The 20,033-nt window shown below is 56.3% G+C and carries 18 protein-coding genes; 5 read left to right on the top strand and 13 right to left on the bottom strand.

All coding sequences use genetic code 11. The annotated features are described in order from the left end of the window. Positions 1-2 precede the first annotated feature (2 nt). The 11 genes from mraY to leuO form a co-directional block, all read right to left on the bottom strand. A complete protein-coding gene (gene mraY / locus V1599_RS06500; protein WP_028016681.1) occupies positions 3-1,085 on the bottom strand; it encodes a phospho-N-acetylmuramoyl-pentapeptide-transferase in 1,083 nt (360 codons plus the stop codon). Next, complete coding sequence (gene murF / locus V1599_RS06495) at positions 1,079-2,437, bottom strand: UDP-N-acetylmuramoyl-tripeptide--D-alanyl-D-alanine ligase (protein ID WP_297118612.1); 1,359 nt, start codon at positions 2,435-2,437, stop codon at positions 1,079-1,081. Before murF ends, mraY begins: the two co-directional genes overlap by 7 nt. Next, on the bottom strand, positions 2,434-3,921 hold the full coding sequence (gene murE / locus V1599_RS06490) for a UDP-N-acetylmuramoyl-L-alanyl-D-glutamate--2,6-diaminopimelate ligase (protein WP_395301225.1): 1,488 nt from the start codon (positions 3,919-3,921) through the stop codon (positions 2,434-2,436). Before murE ends, murF begins: the two co-directional genes overlap by 4 nt. Then, the gene (locus V1599_RS06485) at positions 3,908-5,674 is read right to left on the bottom strand and encodes a peptidoglycan glycosyltransferase FtsI (RefSeq protein WP_112011116.1); all 1,767 of its coding nucleotides are present in this window, start codon (positions 5,672-5,674) and stop codon (positions 3,908-3,910) included. Before V1599_RS06485 ends, murE begins: the two co-directional genes overlap by 14 nt. A 15-nt stretch (positions 5,675-5,689) precedes the next feature. Continuing rightward, the gene (gene ftsL, locus V1599_RS06480; RefSeq protein WP_006173860.1) at positions 5,690-6,055 is read right to left on the bottom strand and encodes a cell division protein FtsL; all 366 of its coding nucleotides are present in this window, start codon (positions 6,053-6,055) and stop codon (positions 5,690-5,692) included. Continuing rightward, a complete protein-coding gene (gene rsmH / locus V1599_RS06475) occupies positions 6,052-6,993 on the bottom strand; it encodes a 16S rRNA (cytosine(1402)-N(4))-methyltransferase RsmH (RefSeq protein WP_014068893.1) in 942 nt (313 codons plus the stop codon). Before rsmH ends, ftsL begins: the two co-directional genes overlap by 4 nt. A gap of 2 nt (positions 6,994-6,995) precedes the next feature. Beyond that, the gene (gene mraZ / locus V1599_RS06470) at positions 6,996-7,454 is read right to left on the bottom strand and encodes a division/cell wall cluster transcriptional repressor MraZ (protein ID WP_112011114.1); all 459 of its coding nucleotides are present in this window, start codon (positions 7,452-7,454) and stop codon (positions 6,996-6,998) included. A gap of 602 nt (positions 7,455-8,056) precedes the next feature. After that, complete coding sequence (gene cra / locus V1599_RS06465; protein WP_006173866.1) at positions 8,057-9,061, bottom strand: catabolite repressor/activator; 1,005 nt, start codon at positions 9,059-9,061, stop codon at positions 8,057-8,059. Positions 9,062-9,239: 178 nt separating this feature from the next. After that, on the bottom strand, positions 9,240-9,731 hold the full coding sequence (gene ilvN, locus V1599_RS06460) for an acetolactate synthase small subunit (protein WP_112011113.1): 492 nt from the start codon (positions 9,729-9,731) through the stop codon (positions 9,240-9,242). Between the two features lies 1 nt (position 9,732). Beyond that, entirely contained in the window at positions 9,733-11,457 is a 1,725-nt protein-coding gene (gene ilvI / locus V1599_RS06455) for an acetolactate synthase 3 large subunit (protein ID WP_112011112.1), read from the bottom strand. Positions 11,458-11,838: 381 nt separating this feature from the next. After that, entirely contained in the window at positions 11,839-12,783 is a 945-nt protein-coding gene (gene leuO / locus V1599_RS06450; protein ID WP_112011111.1) for a transcriptional regulator LeuO, read from the bottom strand. A 638-nt stretch (positions 12,784-13,421) separates the two neighbouring features. Between leuO and leuL the strand changes: the two genes are divergently transcribed. The 5 genes from leuL (at position 13,422) to leuD (ending at position 18,281) form a co-directional block, all read left to right on the top strand. Further along, positions 13,422-13,508, top strand: coding sequence for a leu operon leader peptide (leuL, locus tag V1599_RS06445; RefSeq protein WP_112011110.1), 87 nt, complete (start codon positions 13,422-13,424; stop codon positions 13,506-13,508). Between the two features lie 91 nt (positions 13,509-13,599). Next, complete coding sequence (gene leuA / locus V1599_RS06440) at positions 13,600-15,171, top strand: 2-isopropylmalate synthase (protein WP_395301224.1); 1,572 nt, start codon at positions 13,600-13,602, stop codon at positions 15,169-15,171. Further along, complete coding sequence (leuB, locus tag V1599_RS06435) at positions 15,171-16,262, top strand: 3-isopropylmalate dehydrogenase (protein WP_297118651.1); 1,092 nt, start codon at positions 15,171-15,173, stop codon at positions 16,260-16,262. The genes leuA and leuB overlap by 1 nt, the downstream gene beginning before the upstream one ends. A 2-nt stretch (positions 16,263-16,264) precedes the next feature. Further along, positions 16,265-17,665, top strand: a complete 1,401-nt coding sequence (gene leuC / locus V1599_RS06430) for a 3-isopropylmalate dehydratase large subunit (RefSeq protein ID WP_395301223.1) — start codon at positions 16,265-16,267, stop codon at positions 17,663-17,665. A gap of 10 nt (positions 17,666-17,675) precedes the next feature. Continuing rightward, positions 17,676-18,281: a 3-isopropylmalate dehydratase small subunit gene (leuD, locus tag V1599_RS06425; protein WP_112011106.1), complete on the top strand. Its 606-nt coding sequence runs from the start codon at positions 17,676-17,678 to the stop codon at positions 18,279-18,281. Between the two features lie 92 nt (positions 18,282-18,373). Here the strand turns inward: leuD and V1599_RS06420 are convergent, their stop codons facing one another. Both V1599_RS06420 and V1599_RS06415 read right to left on the bottom strand, forming a co-directional pair. Next, positions 18,374-18,526 carry a Hok/Gef family protein gene (locus tag V1599_RS06420; protein WP_045907789.1) on the bottom strand — a complete coding sequence of 51 codons (153 nt, stop codon included), beginning with the start codon at positions 18,524-18,526 and terminating at the stop codon, positions 18,374-18,376. A gap of 217 nt (positions 18,527-18,743) precedes the next feature. After that, positions 18,744-19,922 (bottom strand): sugar efflux transporter, encoded by a 1,179-nt coding sequence (locus V1599_RS06415; RefSeq protein ID WP_112011105.1) that lies wholly within the window; start codon positions 19,920-19,922, stop codon positions 18,744-18,746. Between the last annotated feature and the right edge of the window lie 111 nt (positions 19,923-20,033).

Genomic DNA, 20,033 nt, shown 5'->3' with positions numbered 1-20,033 from the left:
GATTAACGTACCTTCAGCGTTGCCAGGCCAATCAGCACCAGCATCAGCGAAATAATCCAGAAGCGCACAATCACGCGCGGTTCCGGCCAGCCTTTCAGTTCATAGTGGTGGTGAATAGGCGCCATGCGGAAAATGCGCTGTCCGCGCAGCTTGAAGGAGCCGACCTGCAGGATCACCGACAGGGTCTCCACCACGAATACGCCGCCCATAATCACCAGCAGAAACTCCTGGCGCAGCAGCACGGCAATAATACCCAGCGCGCCGCCCAGAGCCAGCGATCCGACGTCCCCCATAAAGACCTGAGCCGGATAGGTGTTAAACCACAGGAAGCCAAGGCCCGCGCCGACAATTGCCGTACAGACAATCACCAGCTCCCCGGCGTGGCGCAGATAAGGAATATGCAGGTAGTTGGCAAAGTTCATGTTACCGGTCGCCCACGCCACCAGCGCGAAGCCCGCGGCGACAAAGACGGTTGGCATAATCGCCAGGCCATCCAGACCGTCCGTGAGGTTGACGGCGTTGCCGGTCCCGACGATCACGAAATAGGCCAGCAGGATGTAGAACAGCCCCAGCTGCGGCATCACGTCCTTAAAGAACGGAACGACAAGCTCGGTGGCCGGCGTATCTTTTCCCGCCAGGTAAAGCGCGAAGGCCACGCCCAGCGCAATCACCGACATCCAGAAGTACTTCCAGCGGGCAATCAGGCCCTTAGTGTCTTTTCGGACCACCTTGCGGTAGTCGTCGACAAAGCCAATGATTCCGTAGCCAATCAGTACGGTCAGCACGCACCAGACGTACGGGTTAGATGGATAGGCCCACAGCAGCACGGAGACCACGATGGCGGTCAGGATCATAATCCCGCCCATCGTTGGCGTGCCGCGCTTGCTGAAGTGTGACTCGGGGCCGTCGTTTCGAACAACCTGACCAAATGAGAGTTTTTGCAGACGGGCGATCATGCGCGGGCCCATCCACAATGAGATGAACAGCGCGGTCAGCAGGCTGACGATGGCGCGAAACGTCAGATACGAAAAGACGTTAAAGCCTGAATAATATTTGACCAAATGCTCGGCCAACCAAACTAACATGTCCCGTTCTCCTGTAGTGCGTGCACAACCTCTTCCATGGCGGCACTGCGTGAACCTTTCACTAGCACTGTCACAATTGGTTTTTCTGCAATAATCATTTTAAGTTGTTTAATTAGCGCCGCTTTATCAGCAAAGTGCTCGCCAACGCCGCTGGCCTGGCTAATCGCCTGGCTCAGTTTTCCTGCGCTTAGCACGCAATCCAGACCTGCCGCCTTCGCCGCTTCGCCGACCTGGATATGGCAAGCTTCGCTTTCTTCGCCCAGCTCGCCCATATCGCCAACAACCATTACGCGATAGCCCGGCATTTCGGACAGCACCTGCACGGCCGCCGTCATCGAACCGACGTTGGCGTTGTAGGAGTCGTCCAGCAGCAGCTTGTTCTGCGCAAGCTGGATCGGGAACAGACGCCCCGGTACCGCTTTCAGATTCGCCAGCCCCGCTTTAACTGCGTCGTGCGTTGCGCCAACGGCCATAGACAGCGCGGCGGCGGCGAGCGCGTTGGCGATGTTATGACGGCCCGGCAGCGGCAACAGCACGTCAATGCCGCCCGTAGGCGTATTGAGCGTAAACTCGGTGCCGTGCGACGTGACGTGAACGTTAGTCGCGGTAAAGTCGCTGTTGGCGGCATTCGGCGAGAAGCGCCAGGTTTTACGATCGCCAATGATGCTTTGCCAGTTCAGCCAGTCGTTGTTATCGGCATTCATAATGGCGATGCCCTCAGCCGGCAGGCCGGTGTAAATCTCACCTTTGGCTTTCGCCACGCCTTCCAGAGAACCGAAACCTTCCAGATGCGCCGCCGCCAGGTTATTCACCAGCGCGGCCTCCGGACGCGTCAGGCTGACGGTCCAGGCAATTTCACCCTGATGGTTAGCGCCCAGCTCAATCACGGCAAATTCATGTTCTTTCGTCAGGCGAAGCAGCGTCATCGGCACGCCGATGTCGTTATTAAGGTTGCCCGCCGTGTAGAGCGTATTTCCGCAGCGGCTCAGAATCGCCGCGGTCATCTCTTTTACGGAGGTTTTGCCGGACGATCCCGTCAGCGCAACGACGCGCGTCGGGACCTGCTGGCGCACCCATGCGGCCAGCTCGCCAAATGCCTGACGGGTATCCTTCACCACAATCTGCGGCAGATCGATATCCAGCATGCGGCTTACGAGCAGTGCGCCTGCGCCGTTCTCTTTGGCCTGTTCAGCAAAGTCGTGAGCGTCAAAGCGCTCGCCTTTCAGCGCCACAAACAGACAGCCCGCGGTCACCTTACGGGTATCGGTCGTGACGGCGTCAATGGTCACATCCTGACCGCGCAGTTCACCCTGCAGTACGGCTGCGGCCTGGCCTAGCGTGATGCTAATCATGCCACTACTCCCAGCAGGCGGGCTGCGGTGACGCGGTCGGAATAGTCCAGACGACGATTGCCGACGATCTGATAGTCCTCATGGCCTTTACCGGCCAGCAGAACCACGTCGTTTTCCTGCGCCTGCATAATGGCGTTGGTCACCGCTTCCGCGCGGCCTTCGACGACGCGAGCGCGGCCCGCGTCCAGCATGCCGGACAGAATATCGTTGATGATGGCGCGCGGCTCTTCGGTACGCGGGTTGTCATCGGTCACAACCGGAATATCCGCGAACTGCTCGGCAATCGCGCCCATCAGCGGGCGCTTGCCTTTGTCGCGGTCCCCGCCGCAGCCAAAGACGCACCACAGCTTGCCCGCGCAGTGCAGACGCGCGGCTTCCAGCGCTTTTTCCAGCGCATCCGGCGTGTGGGCATAATCCACCACCACGGTCGGCTTGCCCGGCGCGCTAAACACTTCCATACGGCCACAGACCGGCTGCAGTTGCGCTGCGGTGTTCAGCAGATCGGCCATCGGGTAGCCCAGCGCCAGCAGGGTCGCCAGCGCCAGCAGCAGATTGCTGACGTTAAACGCGCCCATCAGGCGGCTTTCAATCTCGCCTTCCCCCCATGAAGAGGCAAAGCGGATCGTTGCGCCGCTGTCGTGATAGTTCACCTCAACCGCCTTCAGCCAGCGGCCGTGGCAGTCAGGATTAATATGATCTTCCATCGAGACGGCTACCGCATCCGGCAGCTTCGCCAGCCAGCGACGACCGACTTCATCATCAGCATTGATGATGGCCTGACCGGCGTGGTGCGTTGAATACAGCAGCCACTTCGCGGCTTCGTAGTGTTCCATGTCGCCGTGATAATCAAGATGATCCCGGCTCAGGTTAGTGAACACTGATGCGGCAAATTTCAGCGCCGCGACGCGGTGCTGAACCAGGCCGTGAGAGGAAACTTCCATTGCGGCAAACGTCGCGCCCTGCTCCGCCAGGCCAGCAAGCACGTGCTGCACATCCACGGCGGAACCCGTGGTATTTTCCGTCGGGCTCACCTTGCCAAGAAGGCCGTTGCCTACCGTACCCATCACGGCACCGGTTTCCCCGAGCAGCTGCGCCCACTGCGCCATCAGCTGCGTGGTGGTCGTTTTACCGTTGGTACCGGTCACGCCGACCAGACGCAGCTGGTCAGACGGCTCGTGGTAAAAACGTCCTGCCAGCGCGGAAAGACGCTCATTTAACTGGCTGAGGTAGATGACCGGCACGCCGTGCATTTCGCGGATTTCACCGTCGGCTGCTTCATCTTTCGCCTCAGCAATAACGGCAGCAACACCTTGCGCAATCGCCTGCGGGATATATCGACGCCCGTCCGCCTGATGGCCCACTACAGCCACAAAAAGATCGCCGGAAGCCGCCATGCGGCTGTCCAGTACCATCTCTCGTAGCGCTCGCGCAGGCACGTTTTGCACCCACGGAGCGAGTAGGTCGCGCAAATTACGATCTGCCACCTGTACCCTCGCCTTGATTAGTTACAAATTCACTCTTATCGCCGGTCGCCAGCGCATCCGGTTCGATGTTCATGGTGCGCAACACGCCGCCCATGATCGCCCCGAACACCGGCGCTGAAACGGCACCACCGTAGTATTTACCCGCCTGTGGATCGTTAATGACGACCACCAGCGCAAAACGCGGATTGCTTGCAGGCGCAACGCCTGCGGTATAGGCAATGTATTTGTTGATGTAGCGGCCGTCTGGCCCCACCTTTTTCGCCGTACCGGTTTTAATGGCAATGCGATAGCCTTTAATCGCCGCCTTCACGCCGCCGCCGCCGGGCAGCGCGACGCTTTCCATCATGTGCACAACGGTACGAACGGTGGATTCCGGGAAGATACGCTCGCCGGGAACCGGTGGATCAACTTTGGTAATCGAGAGCGGGCGATAGACGCCATAGCTGCCGATCGTTGCGTAGACTCGCGCTAACTGTAACGGGGTTACCATTAGCCCGTAGCCGAAAGAGAAGGTGGCCCTCTCTATGTCAGACCACCGTTGTTTTTGAGGATATAAGCCACTGCGTTCTCCGACCAACCCCAAATTGGTCGCCTTTCCCAGTCCAAAACGTGAGTAAGTCTCTACTAACGCTGAGGACGGCATCGCTAACGCCAGCTTTGAAACACCGACGTTACTCGACTTCTGCAGGACCCCGGTAAGGGTCAATTCGCTGTAACGCGCCACGTCTTTAATTTCGTGACCGTTAATTCGGTAAGGGATCGTATTCAGAACGGTATTTTCGTTCACGATGCCGCGCTGGAGCGCGGTCATTACCACCATCGGCTTCACGGTAGAGCCAGGCTCGAACACGTCGGTGATGGTGCGGTTACGCATCACGTCTTTCTGCGTACCGGTCAGGTTGTTCGGGTTGTAGGATGGGCTGTTAGCCATCGCCAGCACTTCACCCGTGTTGACATCGACCAGCACGGCGCTGCCCGATTCCGCCTTGTTAAACGCCACGGCGTTGTTCAGCTCGCGGTAAACCAGCGCCTGGAGACGTTCATCAATGCTGAGCGCAAGGTTGTGCGCCGCTTGGCTGTCCGTTGAAGAGATATCTTCAATGACGCGGCCGTAGCGGTCCTTACGCACGATACGTTCACCCGGCTGGCCGGTAAGCCATTTATCAAAGCTTTTTTCAACGCCCTCAATCCCCTGGCTATCAACGTTGGTGAAGCCAATGAGGTGAGCGGTTACTTCGCCGGAAGGATAATAGCGGCGTGACTCCTCACGCAGATGAATCCCCGGCAGCTTGAGCTTTTTGATGTAATCCGCCATGTCAGGGTTCACCTGACGCGCCAGATAGATAAAACGCCCTTTCGGGTTCGCATTCACGCGCGATGCCATCTGGTCGAGCGGCATCTTCAGGGCATCCGCAAGGGCTTTCCAGCGGTTATCAAGCGTTATGCCACCGGCATCGTGCAGCTCTTTCGGATCGGCCCAAATGGCTTTCACCGGCACGCTCACCGCCAGCGGACGCCCGGAGCGATCGGTAATCATGCCGCGGGACGTGGACACTTCCTGCACGCGCAGAGAACGCATGTCGCCCTGGCGAACCAGCATGTCAGGGGCAATGATTTGCAACCACGCCACGCGGCCCAGCAGGAAACCCAGCGCCAGTAAAATGCAGCCGCAAAGCAACGCAAAACGCCAACTGACAAAGTTGGCCTGTTCTTCCTGACGTTTTGGTTTTAGCGTTTTTGCCGCTGCTTTCATGCGTCGCGTTTTCCCTTATTTTTGTACAACGATATTTTCCTGAGAAGGATCAACATGCTGCAGCTGCAGCTTTTCCGTTGCGATCCGTTCAACCCGGCTGTGATCGCCGAGCGCGTTCTCTTCAAGAATCAGGTTTCGCCATTCGATATCCAGCGCATCGCGTTCCAGCACCAGCTGCTCGCGCTGCGCGGTTAATAAACGGGTATGGTGGGCCGTTGTCACCACCGTCACTGCCGTCACAATGATGCAAATGAACAAGCAGAGTGGCAGTTTCCCAAACCGCAAAAGATCGTCTCCGATCACGCCAGGCAAGGCATGGCGCTCGTTACTTCCTAACGATCCCTTAACTTTGCTGAGGGTCTCTGTCACTCTGCCGATCATGCGTTCGTCCTCTCTGCAACACGCAGAACTGAACTACGGGCACGTGGATTCTCTGCCACCTCTTCTTCGCCCGGCATCAACTTGCCTAGTGCTCGCAGCTGACGGCCGCCCAGCTTCCTGAGTTGTTCTTCCGTCATCGGCAGCCCTGCTGGAACCTGAGGTCCGCGGCTTTGCTCACGCATAAAGCGTTTCACAATGCGGTCTTCCAGCGAATGGAAGCTGATGATGGATAACCGCCCACCCGGGGCCAGCACGTCGAGCGAGCTTTTTAGCGCCAGCTCTATTTCCTCCAGTTCACTGTTTACCCAGATGCGAACCGCCTGGAAGGTACGGGTCGCGGGATGTTTGTGCTTATCCTTCACCGGCGTTGCCGCCGCGATGACTTCCGCCAGCTCTTTGGTGCGGGTCATCGGCTCGATGCGGTTACGCTCGACGATGGCGCGCGCAATGCGCTTGCCAAAACGTTCTTCGCCGAAGGTTTTGATCACCCAGGCGATATCCGCTTCGTCAGCGGTTTGTAACCACTCGGCAGCAGACTGGCCGCGCGTCGGGTCCATGCGCATGTCCAGCGGGCCATCGCGCATAAAGGAAAAACCGCGTTCTGCATCATCAAGCTGTGGTGAAGAGACGCCAAGATCGAGAAGAATCCCGTCGATCTTGCCCGTCAGGCCGCGCTCGGCAACATAATCCGCCAGCGCAGAGAAAGGTCCATGCACGATGGAAAAGCGTGGGTCATCGATGGTTTGCGCAACGGCAATCGCCTGCGGATCGCGATCGATTGCCAGCAGGCGTCCTTCCGCCCCAAGCTGAGAGAGGATCAAACGCGAGTGGCCACCGCGGCCAAAAGTGCCATCAATGTAGATGCCGTCCGGACGAATATTCAGGCCGTTTACGGCCTCATCCAGCAGCACCGTAGTATGTTTATAATTTTCCATCATATTTATAGAGACAAGTCCTGCAGCCGTTCCGATAGCGTTTCAGAATCAGACTGCTCAGCGTCGATATCTTCCTTGACCTGTTGATACCAGGTCGTTTCATCCCACAGTTCAAACTTGTTGAACTGCCCGACCAGCATCACTTCTTTCGTCAGACCGGCATGCTGCCGCAGCACAGGCGCAATCAGTAACCGCCCAGCGCTATCCATCTGGCACTCACTCGCATGTCCCAGCAGCAGCCGCTGTACGCGGCGCTCCTGTGGGTTCATGCTCGACAGTCGCGACAGCTTTTGCTCGATAATTTCCCATTCGGGTAAAGGGTAAAGCAGCAGGCAGGGGTGGTTGATGTCAATGGTGCAAACCATTTGACCTGAAGCGTTCTCAACCAGCTGGTCACGGTATCGGGTTGGCACCGATAAACGCCCTTTGCTGTCGAGATTGACTAACGTCGCTCCACGGAACATGCCAGCCTCACCCCTTATCACCACTTTAACCCACAAATTCCCACCTAAAGGAGTTTACGGAGCGAGGGAAAAGCTTGTCAAGCCAGGACTCTCCCTATCAGGGCTGTATTACACCCTATTTACAGATATCGCCTGACCTGATTAATAACTGCACAACAGGCGAGGCAAAATTAACGTCATGAATATTTGTAAGAAAAAAATCAAATATCCAATCGGCGTTAAAGCACCACTCAATATCATCGCGTGAAAATATAAAGTGTCAGTTTGCGACGCGGGCAGCATTTTAGGACATATTGGGAGGGGATAACAGCGCCAGATGCAACACGGGGGCTCCAGAGCGTGCGCGCTGGCGCGCTGAACGATACCACTGTCGAAAAAACGTCTGAATATTCATCGGCCATGCGGCCTTTGTAACAAAATAATACAAAAGAACAATCAAAAAAGGGTTAAATCTTCCTTAAATGTGCATTTTAAATGCGCAGCAGGAATTAAGATTAATAGCAGACTATCCGTTTCAAAGAATTATCCTAATTTTCATCCGGGAATTACCTTAAGCCCTGGTAGATCAAGATTGGGGCAGTTTAACTGCCCCAACAATTTAATTAATGGCGGCTCAGTATCCCGCGGCGGTAAAGGTTGCGTTTGATGCGCGTCAGGCCTGGCTTCGGCTTTCGTGGCTCATCCAGGCTCGCCAGAACGATTTCCAGCACGCGCTCGGCGACGTCCCGATGGCGCTGCGCCACCGCGAGCACCGGGCATTGCAGGAAGTCCAGCAGCTCATTATCGCCGAAGGTGGCAATGGCCAGGTCGGACGGTAATTTTCCATCGCGGCGCAGCGTCACGTCCATTACTCCCTGAAGGAGAGCAAACGAGGTGGTGAACAACGCCTGCGGCATAGGGTGCGTTTCCAGCCACTTTTCAAAAAGCTGCGCGGCGGCTTCACGCTCGTAGCTGTTTGCATAGAGATAATGAACCTCGCGCGGATCGTCTTTCCAGGCGGTACGGAAGCCCTGCTCGCGCAGGAAGCTCACGGAAAGCTCGGGCAATGCGCCAAGATACAGCACCGTCTCGGCAGGGAAGGTACGCAGCTCGGCGGCCAGCATCTCTGAATCGTCCTGGTCGGCGCCCACCACGCTGGTGAAATGTTCGCGGTCCAGCGCGCGGTCCAACGCCACAATGGGGAAAGGATCGTTCGCCCAGCGCTGGTAGAAGGGATGCTCTGGCGGTAAAGAGGTCGAAACAATAATGGCATCCACCTGGCGCTGCAGAAGATGCTCAATGCAGCGCATCTCGTTATCGGGCTGGTCTTCGGAACAGGCAATCAGCAGCTGATAGCCCCGCTGGCGAGCCTGACGCTCAAGATAGTTCGCGATACGGGTGTAACTGGTGTTTTCCAGATCGGGGATCACCAGGCCAATAGAGCGGGTTCGCCCGGCGCGCAGGCCCGCGGCGACGGCATTCGGATGGTAGTTATGCTCACGAACCACCGCCATAACTTTTTCAACGGTCTTATCGCTGACGCGGTACTGCTTGGCTTTACCGTTAATCACATAGCTGGCCGTCGTTCGTGACACGCCGGCAAGCCGGGCGATTTCATCCAGTTTCACAATTGCCCCTCAAAAAAAAGAAAAGTCCATGGCCCTGTCAAGGTTATGGTTAAATATTTTAACATCTAAACGCAGATTAGCCTTCGCGGCAACCGCTTTTATCCACGTTGTCGGCTGATTACGCAAAAAAAAGCCCGGCTTTGGTGACCGGGCAGAAAGAGGCGAACCTTTCAGACAACTACCGCATGATTTTCTCGCCGCGCGACAGGCCAACGATGCCCGAGCGCGCCACTTCAACAATTTTTGCCACGTCGCGTACCGAAGCGATGAAGGCGTCCAGCTTGTCGCTGGTGCCCACAAGCTGCACAGTATATAAAGAAGGGGTCACGTCAATAATCTGCCCGCGGAAAATATCCGCGTTGCGCTTAACCTCCTCACGCCCGTAGCCGCTGGCCTGAATTTTTACCAGCATCACTTCGCGTTCGACATATGCCCCCTGCCCCAGCTCGCTCACGCGGAGCACATCAACCAGCTTGTGCAGCTGCTTCTCAATCTGTTCAAGAACTTTTGCATCGCCCACGGTCTGGATGGTCATTCGTGACAGCGTGGGATCGTCGGTCGGGGCGACGGTCAGGCTTTCAATGTTATAGCCGCGCTGGGCAAAAAGGCCAATGACGCGTGACAGTGCGCCAGATTCGTTTTCCAGTAATACCGATAATATCCGGCGCATATCAGGTTCTCTCCGTTTTGCTGAGCCACATTTCGTCCATACCGCCGCCGCGGATATGCATTGGATAGACGTGCTCGGCGCCGTCGACGATGACATCCATAAACACAAGGCGACCGTTTTTGACCTGCTCAAGCGCTTCGCCGAGTCGGGCTTCCAGTTCCGCCGGACTGGTCACGCGCATGCCGACATGGCCATAGGCTTCCGCCAGGCGAACAAAATCCGGGAGCGACGTCATATACGACTGCGAGTGGCGGCCCGAGTAGATCATGTCCTGCCACTGCTTCACCATCCCGAGGTAGCCGTTATTCAGGTTCAGCACCAGCACCGGCAGCTCATACTGTAGCGCCGTCGAAAGTTCCTGAATGTTCATCTGAATGCTGCCGTCCCCGGTCACGCAGACCACGGTTTCCTGCGGAAGCGCCATCTTGACCCCCAGCGCGGCGGGAAGGCCAAAGCCCATTGTGCCCAGGCCGCCGGAGTTGATCCAGTGACGCGGCTTGTCGAACGGATAGTACAATGCGGCGAACATCTGGTGCTGGCCCACGTCAGAGGTAACGTACGCGTCACCCTGGGTCAGACGCCAGATCGTTTCGATCACCGCCTGCGGCTTGATATGTTCGCTGTGCGCGTCGTATTTCAGACACTGCCGCGCCCGCCATTGCTCAATCTGCTGCCACCAGTCGCGGATCTCGTCCAGCGGCTGGGACGCGCTCTCCTGCGGGAGTAGCTCCAGCATTTGCTCCAGCACCTGACGCGCGTCGCCGACGATCGGCACATCGGCCGATACCGTTTTAGAGATCGACGTAGGATCGATATCAATGTGCAGTACGGTCGCATTCGGGCAATATTTTGCCAAATTATTGGTCGTGCGGTCGTCAAAGCGGACGCCGACGGCGAAGATCACATCGGAGTGATGCATCGTCATATTTGCTTCGTAGGTGCCATGCATCCCAAGCATTCCCAGCGCCTGGCGATGCGTTGCCGGAAAAGCGCCCAGCCCCATCAATGAGGATGCGACGGGAAGGTTCAGCGTTTCAACAAGCGTGCGCAGCTGCGGTTCGCAGGCCGAGTTGATCGCCCCTCCCCCAACGTACACCACCGGTTTTTTAGCGGCCAAAAGCGTTTGCAGCGCACGCTTGATCTGGCCCTTGTGGCCCTGCGTTGTCGGGTTGTATGAACGCATGCTGACCGTCTCAGGCCAAACGTAGGGAAGCTTGTTGGCCGGATTAAGTATATCTTTTGGCAGATCGACAACCACCGGACCGGGACGACCGCTCGCCGCCAGCCAGAAGGCCTTCTTCAGCACGCCCGGGATGTCTTCCGTTTGCTTCACCAGAAAGCTGTGCTTAACGACGGGGCGGGAAATCCCCACCATATCGCACTCCTGAAAGGCGTCGTAGCCTATTAAAGACGTCGCAACCTGCCCGGAAAGAATGACCAGCGGGATGGAGTCCATGTAGGCGGTCGCGATGCCGGTGATGGCGTTTGTCGCGCCGGGGCCGGAAGTAACCAGCACAACGCCCACCTCGCCCGTTGCGCGTGCAAGCCCATCGGCCATATGCACCGCGGCCTGCTCGTGGCGCACCAGAACATGGTCGACACCCCCCACCGTATGCAGCGCGTCATAAATATCGAGGACTGCGCCCCCCGGGTAGCCGAACACTTGCTTCACGCCCTGATCGATGAGCGACCGGACGACCATTTCCGCGCCAGACAACATCTCCATGCTTTGCCTCCAGGCTTTTTGTTATAGATAGACAGTGGGCAGAAATCATTTCCGAGCCGTCTTGCGATCGGGATAACCCAGTTCTATATGCAGAGTGAGGGTTACCTTAACCGCTCGTTATGAGGCAGGCAATTAGCAAACGGGGAAGAGCAAATGGCGTTCAAAGCAGAATAAAGAAGCATTACGACAGGAACTGGTTAATTCAACTGGAATAAGAGAATGCGCTAACAAATCATGTTTAAAAAGGAGGGTGAATCAGGAAATCATCTATTTTTCACGACATCCTCTTGGAATGAAAAAAATCACAACAGAATAAAATACTTCACTTCAGAAAAATAACAGGATAAACCGCAGTCTTTAATACGGTTTACCCTGAATGGCCTAGCGACGACAGACGCTGGTAAGCAACTCTTCCATCCACTGGTGGCCTTTATCACGGCCAGCAGCCTCATGCCAGGAGAGGTAGCAGGTGCGGCTGTTTAACTTCAGCGGCAATGGCAAAATCTGCAGGTTAAGCTGCTCGGCAAACTCTTCGGCCAGCCAGCGCGGTGCAATAGCCACCAGATGCGTTTGGGATACCACGTTTAATACGCTTACCATCGCCATGCCCTGATAGGCAACGCTGGCCTGTTTATCCGGCGTGTCATACCACGGCTGGCTAAATGACGCGTAGCGATCGAGCGCAACAACCGCGTGCTGTTCGTTATAGACATCGCTTTCGCGCAGCGGAGAATTCATACGCGGATGTTTCTTGCTGGCAACTAATACCATTTCATCTTTAAAGAGCGGGACGCAGGAAAATTCCGGACGACGGAACTCTTCATAGCCCAAAACAAACTCCGTTTCCTGATAGCGTAACTGATGCTCGGTATTCTGATTTAAGGATGATTTAAAAACGAGGTGAATGTTTGGGGCGATTTCCTCAACTTTATTGTATATAAGCGAGGTCAGATAATTATCTAAGGGGCTGCAAACGCAAAGATTAAAGACGCGCTCGCTGCTTAAGGGTTCGAAGCCCGAGCCTGGCAGTTCGTTCTGAACGAGCTGTAGTGCCTGGCGAACGGCGCCAAAGAGCTGATACGCGCGCGCGGTCGGCTGTATCCCTCTACCGTAGCGAACGAATAATTCGTCGTTAAACATGACCTTAAGCCGGGAAACTGCATTACTCACCGCAGGCTGCGACATGCCAAGCGACTGTGCCGCTCGCGTAATATTTTGCTCCTGCATGACGGCGTCGAAGACGGTCAGCAGATTAAGATCGACGGTGCGCAACTGAGGCTTTACGCCATCATAGGCCTGAGGCTGATTAATATTATTTCCTGACATTTTTAACTCCACTGTCACGCTAAACTCCCTTTACCGAACCATAATGATAATCACCAAATATATGATTTACCATGCAGATATAACTAGCAAAAGGGAATTATTTAAAATTCGGAATATATAAAGAAAAAAGGAATATAAAGAGGACCCTTACCTGCCGATCGCTCGTGGGGGCTCTCCTCTTTAAAATGATATAAAAAACGATAACGATGAAATGAAACCATAACTCAGACAAATAAACAACTGACCGCAAATTAAAGACATATTAAGTATTATTAAACTCTTCCATCAAACCGTATCTTTCGCTTAACATTATTGCTTCATCCTGTTCAAACATCGCCGATCGAAAAACATTCATGAAATCTATAACTCAATGAAATTGATATACTTTCCGTGTATTCGACGCAGCACTCGAAATACCGTCGCGGTTGCAACGAAATATATTCAAATGATTCAATTATTGTTTTTCAGTCCAAAATTAGACTATTCGAATCGCTGAAAAGCGAAAAACCAGCACAATTAGCTAAAGCACTTTCATTAGCATCCTAAGCTAACCGGGGCGTTTTGATTGTCAGGGGTTGACATGATCGAGCGTATCCAGTACCACTAAAGGCATCACGTATTTAACAGGAGCATGATTCATGATTCGCACCGTTCGTTTCACCGGCCTACTACTACTAAACGCATCCACTGTGCGCGGTAGGCTGGCGAGCGAAATTCAGAACTGAATCGTCTCCAGTAAGACTCAAAACCCGCGCCGCTGCGCGGGTTTTTTTATGCTCGTAGCAAGGCGCCCCAGGACAGACAAGGACCTAACCCATGAGCCAGCAAGTCATTATTTTCGATACCACTTTACGCGACGGCGAACAGGCATTACAGGCAAGCCTGAGTGTGAAAGAGAAACTGCAGATTGCCTTGGCACTCGAGCGTATGGGCGTCGACGTGATGGAGGTCGGCTTCCCCGTCTCCTCTCCGGGTGATTTCGAATCCGTTCAAACTATCGCGCGCACCATTAAAAACAGCCGCGTCTGCGGCCTGGCGCGCTGCGTTGAGAAAGATATCGACGTTGCGGCAGAGTCCCTGAAAGTGGCCGAAGCCTTCCGCATCCACACCTTTATTGCCACCTCGCCTATGCATATTGCAACTAAGCTGCGCAGCACGCTGGATGAGGTGATCGAGCGCGCGGTCTACATGGTCAAGCGCGCGCGCAACTATACCGACGACGTTGAGTTTTCCTGTGAAGATGCGGGCCGCACGCCGATTGAAGACCTGGCCCGCGTGGTTGAAGCCGCCATCAGTGCCGGTGCCAGAACGATCAACATCCCTGACACCGTCGGCTACACCATGCCGTTTGAGTTCTCCAACATCATTACCGGCCTGTACGACCGCGTGCCGAATATCGATAAGGCAATTATCTCTGTACATACCCACGACGATTTGGGCCTGGCCGTTGGCAATGCCATTGCGGCCGTCCACGCCGGCGCGCGTCAGGTTGAAGGCGCGATGAACGGCATCGGCGAGCGCGCGGGCAACTGCTCGCTGGAAGAGGTGATCATGGCGATCAAGGTGCGTAAAGACATCATGAACGTCAATACGCGCATCAATCACAACGAAATCTGGCGCACCAGCCAGACCGTCAGCCAGATCTGCAACATGCCTATTCCGGCGAACAAGGCGATTGTCGGCACCGGCGCGTTCGCCCACTCCTCCGGCATCCACCAGGACGGCGTGCTGAAAAACCGCGAAAACTACGAAATCATGACGCCGGAATCCATCGGCCTGAACCAGGTGCAGCTGAACCTGACCTCCCGATCGGGCCGCGCGGCGGTGAAGCACCGCATGGAAGAGATGGGCTATAAGGACAGCGACTACAACATGGATCAGCTGTACGACGCGTTCCTGAAGCTGGCCGACAAAAAAGGCCAGGTCTTTGATTACGATCTGGAAGCGTTGGCATTCATTAACAAGCAGCAGGAAGAGCCAGAGCACTTCCGCCTGGATTACTTTAGCGTGCAGTCCGGCTCCAGCGACATCGCTACCGCGTCGGTCAAGCTGGCGTGCGGGGATGAGATTAAAGCCGAAGCGGCCAACGGCAACGGTCCGGTCGATGCTATCTATCAGGCGATTAACCGCGTCACCGAGTTTGACCTTGAGCTGGTCAAATATGACCTGACGGCGAAAGGCCAGGGCAAAAACGCGCTGGGCCAGGTCGATATTGTCGTCAACCACAACGGTCGTCGCTTCCACGGCGTCGGCCTGGCGACGGACATTGTCGAATCGTCCGCTAAAGCAATGGTGCACGTCCTGAACAACATCTGGCGCGCCGCCGAAGTTGAAAAAGAGTTGCAACGCAAGGCTCAGAATAAAGAGAACAATAAGGAAACCGTGTAATGTCGAAGAACTACCATATTGCCGTGTTGCCGGGTGACGGTATTGGCCCGGAAGTGATGGCACAGGCGCTGAAAGTACTGGAAGCCGTTCGCTCGCGTTTTGCGATGAAAATTACCACCAGCCACTACGATGTCGGCGGCATTGCGATTGATAACCACGGTACGCCGCTGCCAAAAGCGACCGTTGAAGGGTGTGAAAACGCCGATGCCGTCCTGTTTGGTTCCGTGGGCGGCCCGAAGTGGGAGCACCTGCCGCCGGCAGAGCAGCCGGAACGCGGCGCGCTGCTGCCCCTGCGCAAGCACTTCAAATTATTCAGCAACCTGCGTCCGGCAAAGCTGTACCAGGGTCTGGAAGAGTTCTGCCCGCTGCGCGCGGACATCGCCGCCAACGGCTTCGACATTCTGTGCGTGCGTGAGCTGACCGGCGGCATTTACTTCGGCCAGCCGAAAGGCCGCGAAGGCAGCGGTCAGCATGAGAAAGCGTTTGATACCGAGGTGTATCACCGCTTCGAAATTGAGCGTATCGCCCACATTGCCTTTGCGTCCGCGCGCAAGCGTCGCCACAAGGTGACCTCCATTGATAAGGCAAACGTGCTGCAGTCGTCTATTTTGTGGCGCGAGATCGTCAGCGAAATCAGCAAGCAGTATCCGGACGTCGAGCTGTCGCACATGTACATCGACAACGCGACCATGCAGCTGATCAAAGATCCGTCTCAGTTTGACGTGCTGCTGTGCTCCAACCTGTTCGGGGATATTTTGTCTGACGAATGTGCGATGATCACCGGCTCCATGGGCATGCTGCCATCGGCCAGCCTCAACGAAGAGGGCTTCGGCCTGTACGAACCGGCGGGCGGTTCCGCGCCGGATATCGCAGGCAAAAACATCGCCAACCCGATTGCGCAGATTTTGTCCCTGGCGCTGCTGCTGCGCTACAGCCTGGATGCAGGTGATGCTGCAATCGCCATTGAAAACGCCATTAACCGCGCGTTGGAAGAAGGCATCCGTACCGGTGATTTAGCTCGCGGTGCGGCGGCGGTGAGTACCGATGAAATGGGCGATATCATTGCCCGCTATGTCGCAGAAGGGGTGTAATCATGGCGAAGACGTTATACGAAAAGTTGTTTGATGCGCACGTTGTTTACGAAGCGCCTAACGAAACCCCGCTGCTGTATATCGACCGCCATCTGGTCCACGAGGTCACATCCCCGCAGGCGTTTGACGGGCTGCGCGCGCACAATCGTCCGGTGCGTCAGCCGGGTAAAACCTTCGCGACCATGGATCACAACGTTTCGACCCAGACCAAAGACATTAACGCGTCCGGCGAAATGGCGCGAATCCAGATGCAGGAGCTGATCAAGAACTGCAGCGAGTTTGGCGTTGAGCTGTACGACCTGAACCACCCGTATCAGGGCATCGTCCACGTGATGGGGCCTGAGCAGGGGATCACCCTGCCCGGTATGACCATCGTCTGCGGCGACTCCCATACCGCCACGCACGGCGCCTTTGGCGCGCTGGCCTTCGGTATCGGCACCTCAGAGGTTGAACACGTTTTGGCGACGCAGACCCTGAAGCAGGGCCGCGCCAAAACAATGAAGATCGAAGTAAAAGGCAAAGCGGCGCCGGGGATCACCGCGAAAGACATCGTGCTAGCGATTATCGGCAAAACCGGCAGCGCGGGCGGCACGGGTCACGTGGTTGAGTTTTGCGGCGAGGCCATTCAGGCGCTGAGCATGGAAGGCCGCATGACGCTGTGCAACATGGCCATTGAAATGGGCGCGAAAGCCGGTCTGGTCGCGCCGGACGAGACAACCTTCAACTACGTGAAGGGCCGTCTGCACGCGCCGAAAGGCAAAGATTTTGACGACGCGGTCGCGTACTGGGCCACCCTGAAAACCGACGACGGCGCAGCCTTTGATACCGTCGTGACCCTGCAGGCAGAAGAGATTGCGCCGCAGGTTACCTGGGGCACTAACCCCGGCCAGGTCATCTCCGTCAACGACAGCGTTCCCGATCCGGCGTCCTTCGCCGATCCGGTCGAGCGCGCCAGCGCGGAAAAAGCGCTGGCCTATATGGGGCTGAAACCCGGCGTGCCATTGACCGATGTCGCCATTGATAAAGTCTTTATCGGCTCCTGCACCAACTCCCGTATCGAAGACTTGCGTGCCGCGGCAGAGATTGCCAAAGGTCGTAAAGTGGCGCCAGGCGTTCAGGCGCTGGTGGTGCCAGGCTCCGGTCCGGTGAAGGCACAGGCGGAAGCGGAAGGTCTGGACAAGATCTTTATCGACGCCGGCTTCGAGTGGCGCTTGCCGGGCTGCTCCATGTGCCTGGCGATGAATAACGATCGCCTGAACCCGGGCGAACGCTGCGCCTCCACCAGCAACCGTAACTTTGAAGGCCGTCAGGGCCGCGGTGGGCGCACCCACCTGCTCAGCCCGGCAATGGCCGCCGCTGCGGCAGTCACCGGTCATTTCGCCGATATCCGCAGCCTGAAATAAGGAGACAATCATGGCAGAGAAATTTACGCAACATACGGGCCGGGTTGTCCCGCTGGACGCCGCAAACGTCGATACCGACGCCATCATTCCTAAGCAGTTTTTGCAAAAGGTGACGCGCACGGGCTTTGGCGCACACCTGTTTAACGACTGGCGTTTCCTGGACGATAAGGGTGAAGTGCCTAATCCGGAGTTCGTGCTGAACTTCCCGGAATACAAAGGCGCGTCGATTCTGCTGGCTCGCGAAAACTTTGGCTGCGGCTCATCTCGAGAACACGCGCCGTGGGCCTTGACCGACTACGGTTTTAAAGTGGTTATCGCGCCGAGCTTTGCGGATATCTTTTATGGCAACAGCTTCAACAACCAGCTGCTGCCGGTCACGCTGGGCGATGCCGAGGTCGACGAGCTGTTTGCGCTGGTTCAGGCGAACCCGGGCATGTCGTTCGAAGTGGATCTGGAAGCGGGCGAGGTAAAAGCCGGCGATAAACGCTACGGCTTCAGCATTGACGCGTTCCGCCGCCACTGCATGCTGAACGGGCTGGATAGCATTGGCCTGACGCTCCAGCACGAAGAGGCTATCTCGGCCTACGAGAAAAAACAGCCCGCGTTTATGGGCTAAAGGCAATGGCCCGCACGGAGCGGGCCATTGATAAGGGTGCGTTGAGGCTCAACCACGCTGGAGTGGCGGGGAACACTCCCCCGCCCATACCGTTAACGTTTTGCTTCGTACGCCAACACTGCCGCCATCTCTGTTTTTTCCTGTCTGAAGTGCAGCTCGCAGAGCGAGTCGCGCACCATCCAGGTGAAGATCAACAACGTCGTACAGATCAAAAACAAACCTAACAGCAGAGTACGTTTTGGCATTCCAGCCTCCTTATTGCTTTTCGGCAACGAAGAGACTAACCTCGCAATGTTGGTTGTGAAGTTGGTCTCCCCATCAGTTTTATTGATGCGGGACTCTCCACTGTTTGCCTCTTGCGAAAGCCTGAGGCAAACAGCCTCAAGCACCCGCCACGCACTCTATTCTCCTTCTCGGCACCTGTCATAAAGTCGTTTCATTTCGTGAAGCGGCCTTCCAGAATCAGACATCCCTAACGCGACACGTCAGAATCAGGGTCACCAGCGAAATCGCCGCTATCATCCAGTACACCACGCCGTGCCCATAGCTTTGCGACAGCGCGCCCTGAATCACCCCAGCCAGAATTACGCCGGTCGAAATACTGTTGGTAAAAAGCGTCGTTGCCGACCCTGCCCGCCCCGGCATAAGGTCCTGGAACCAGAGCATGCCAATCCCGGCGACAATTCCGATGAACACCGCGTTGAACAGCTGCAGCGCCAGCAGCGCTTCGCGTGAATGGAAGAATATCAGCCCAAGATAGAACAGCACGCCCGCCGCCACCGCAACCACCATCATTTTGCGTTTACCAAAGCGCTTAACGTAATAACCCGCCAGAATCATCGCCGGGATTTCCAGCCCCGCCGCGGTGCCCATCAGGATCCCCGCGAGCTTGTCCGGCAGCCCCAGATCGCTGCTGATCCACAGCGGCATATCAATGATGTACATGGTGTTGCAGGTCCACATCAGCGTCGAGGCGATAAACAGCATCCGCACGTTTTTGTCCTGCCAGCCGCTCACGTCCGTCATCGGTTTATCCGTCGTCTGCTCCACGCGGGCCACCGACGGCAGCGCAAAGGCAATCAGCACCAGGCTAATAACAAATATCCCGGCGGCGATGGTAAACATGGTGGTAAAGCCATAGTTCAGCGCCAGCATAAACGCCAGCGGCGGGCCAATCACCCACGCCAGCGATAGCTGCGCGCGCATTACCGAGCTGAACATCACCACTTCCCGCGCCGAGCTATCGGCGTATTCACGCGCCAGCGCGAACAGCTGCGGCATGGCGGTATTCGCCAGCGACGCCAGCAGCACGCCGCAGGTAATGAGCGTCAGGTAATGACGGTTGAACGCAAACAGCAGCGCGTTGCCCACCGCCATCGCGCAGCAAAAGAGGATCAGCCGTCGGCGATCCCCCTGGCTGTCAGAGCGCTTCGCCAGCCACAGGCTCACGAGGATCCCCGCGATGGCGTTAACGGTATAAAACAGCCCTATCCAGAACGGCTGCGCACCAACCTCGCGGCTGAGAAACAGGCTCAGCGTCGGCGCCTGAAGCGCGCCCGCTACGCCCATCATAAAGGCCACCACCATAAAAGCGGCATACACGCCGTTCAGGCGTCGCCCCATCGTCATCAACCACAGCATGCGCAAGTCCTTGTGAAAGGGAATCGAAATTGGGTGAAAGGATAAACGAAAAAAGCCAGCAAAAACATTTTGCTGGCGGGTGATTAGCACCAATACTCAGTCACACATGAT

The organism is Enterobacter sp. ECC-175 (genome assembly GCF_043968675.1).
In the GTDB taxonomy this organism is placed as follows: domain Bacteria; phylum Pseudomonadota; class Gammaproteobacteria; order Enterobacterales; family Enterobacteriaceae; genus Enterobacter.
Note: the sequence above shows the minus strand (reverse complement) of the source record. Positions and strands in the feature narration are given on the sequence as shown.

Coding starts and splice junctions, on each gene's coding strand:
- leuD (WP_112011106.1), top strand. CDS start 17,676: ATGGCAGAGAAATTTACGCAACATACGGGCCGGGTTGTCCCGCTGGAC.
- V1599_RS06420 (WP_045907789.1), bottom strand. CDS start 18,526: ATGCCAAAACGTACTCTGCTGTTAGGTTTGTTTTTGATCTGTACGACG.
- V1599_RS06415 (WP_112011105.1), bottom strand. CDS start 19,922: ATGCTGTGGTTGATGACGATGGGGCGACGCCTGAACGGCGTGTATGCC.
- ftsL (WP_006173860.1), bottom strand. CDS start 6,055: ATGATCGGCAGAGTGACAGAGACCCTCAGCAAAGTTAAGGGATCGTTA.
- murF (WP_297118612.1), bottom strand. CDS start 2,437: ATGATTAGCATCACGCTAGGCCAGGCCGCAGCCGTACTGCAGGGTGAA.
- leuA (WP_395301224.1), top strand. CDS start 13,600: ATGAGCCAGCAAGTCATTATTTTCGATACCACTTTACGCGACGGCGAA.
- V1599_RS06485 (WP_112011116.1), bottom strand. CDS start 5,674: ATGAAAGCAGCGGCAAAAACGCTAAAACCAAAACGTCAGGAAGAACAG.
- rsmH (WP_014068893.1), bottom strand. CDS start 6,993: ATGATGGAAAATTATAAACATACTACGGTGCTGCTGGATGAGGCCGTA.
- mraZ (WP_112011114.1), bottom strand. CDS start 7,454: ATGTTCCGTGGAGCGACGTTAGTCAATCTCGACAGCAAAGGGCGTTTA.
- leuL (WP_112011110.1), top strand. CDS start 13,422: ATGATTCGCACCGTTCGTTTCACCGGCCTACTACTACTAAACGCATCC.
- leuC (WP_395301223.1), top strand. CDS start 16,265: ATGGCGAAGACGTTATACGAAAAGTTGTTTGATGCGCACGTTGTTTAC.
- ilvN (WP_112011113.1), bottom strand. CDS start 9,731: ATGCGCCGGATATTATCGGTATTACTGGAAAACGAATCTGGCGCACTG.
- ilvI (WP_112011112.1), bottom strand. CDS start 11,457: ATGGAGATGTTGTCTGGCGCGGAAATGGTCGTCCGGTCGCTCATCGAT.
- mraY (WP_028016681.1), bottom strand. CDS start 1,085: ATGTTAGTTTGGTTGGCCGAGCATTTGGTCAAATATTATTCAGGCTTT.
- leuO (WP_112011111.1), bottom strand. CDS start 12,783: ATGTCAGGAAATAATATTAATCAGCCTCAGGCCTATGATGGCGTAAAG.
- leuB (WP_297118651.1), top strand. CDS start 15,171: ATGTCGAAGAACTACCATATTGCCGTGTTGCCGGGTGACGGTATTGGC.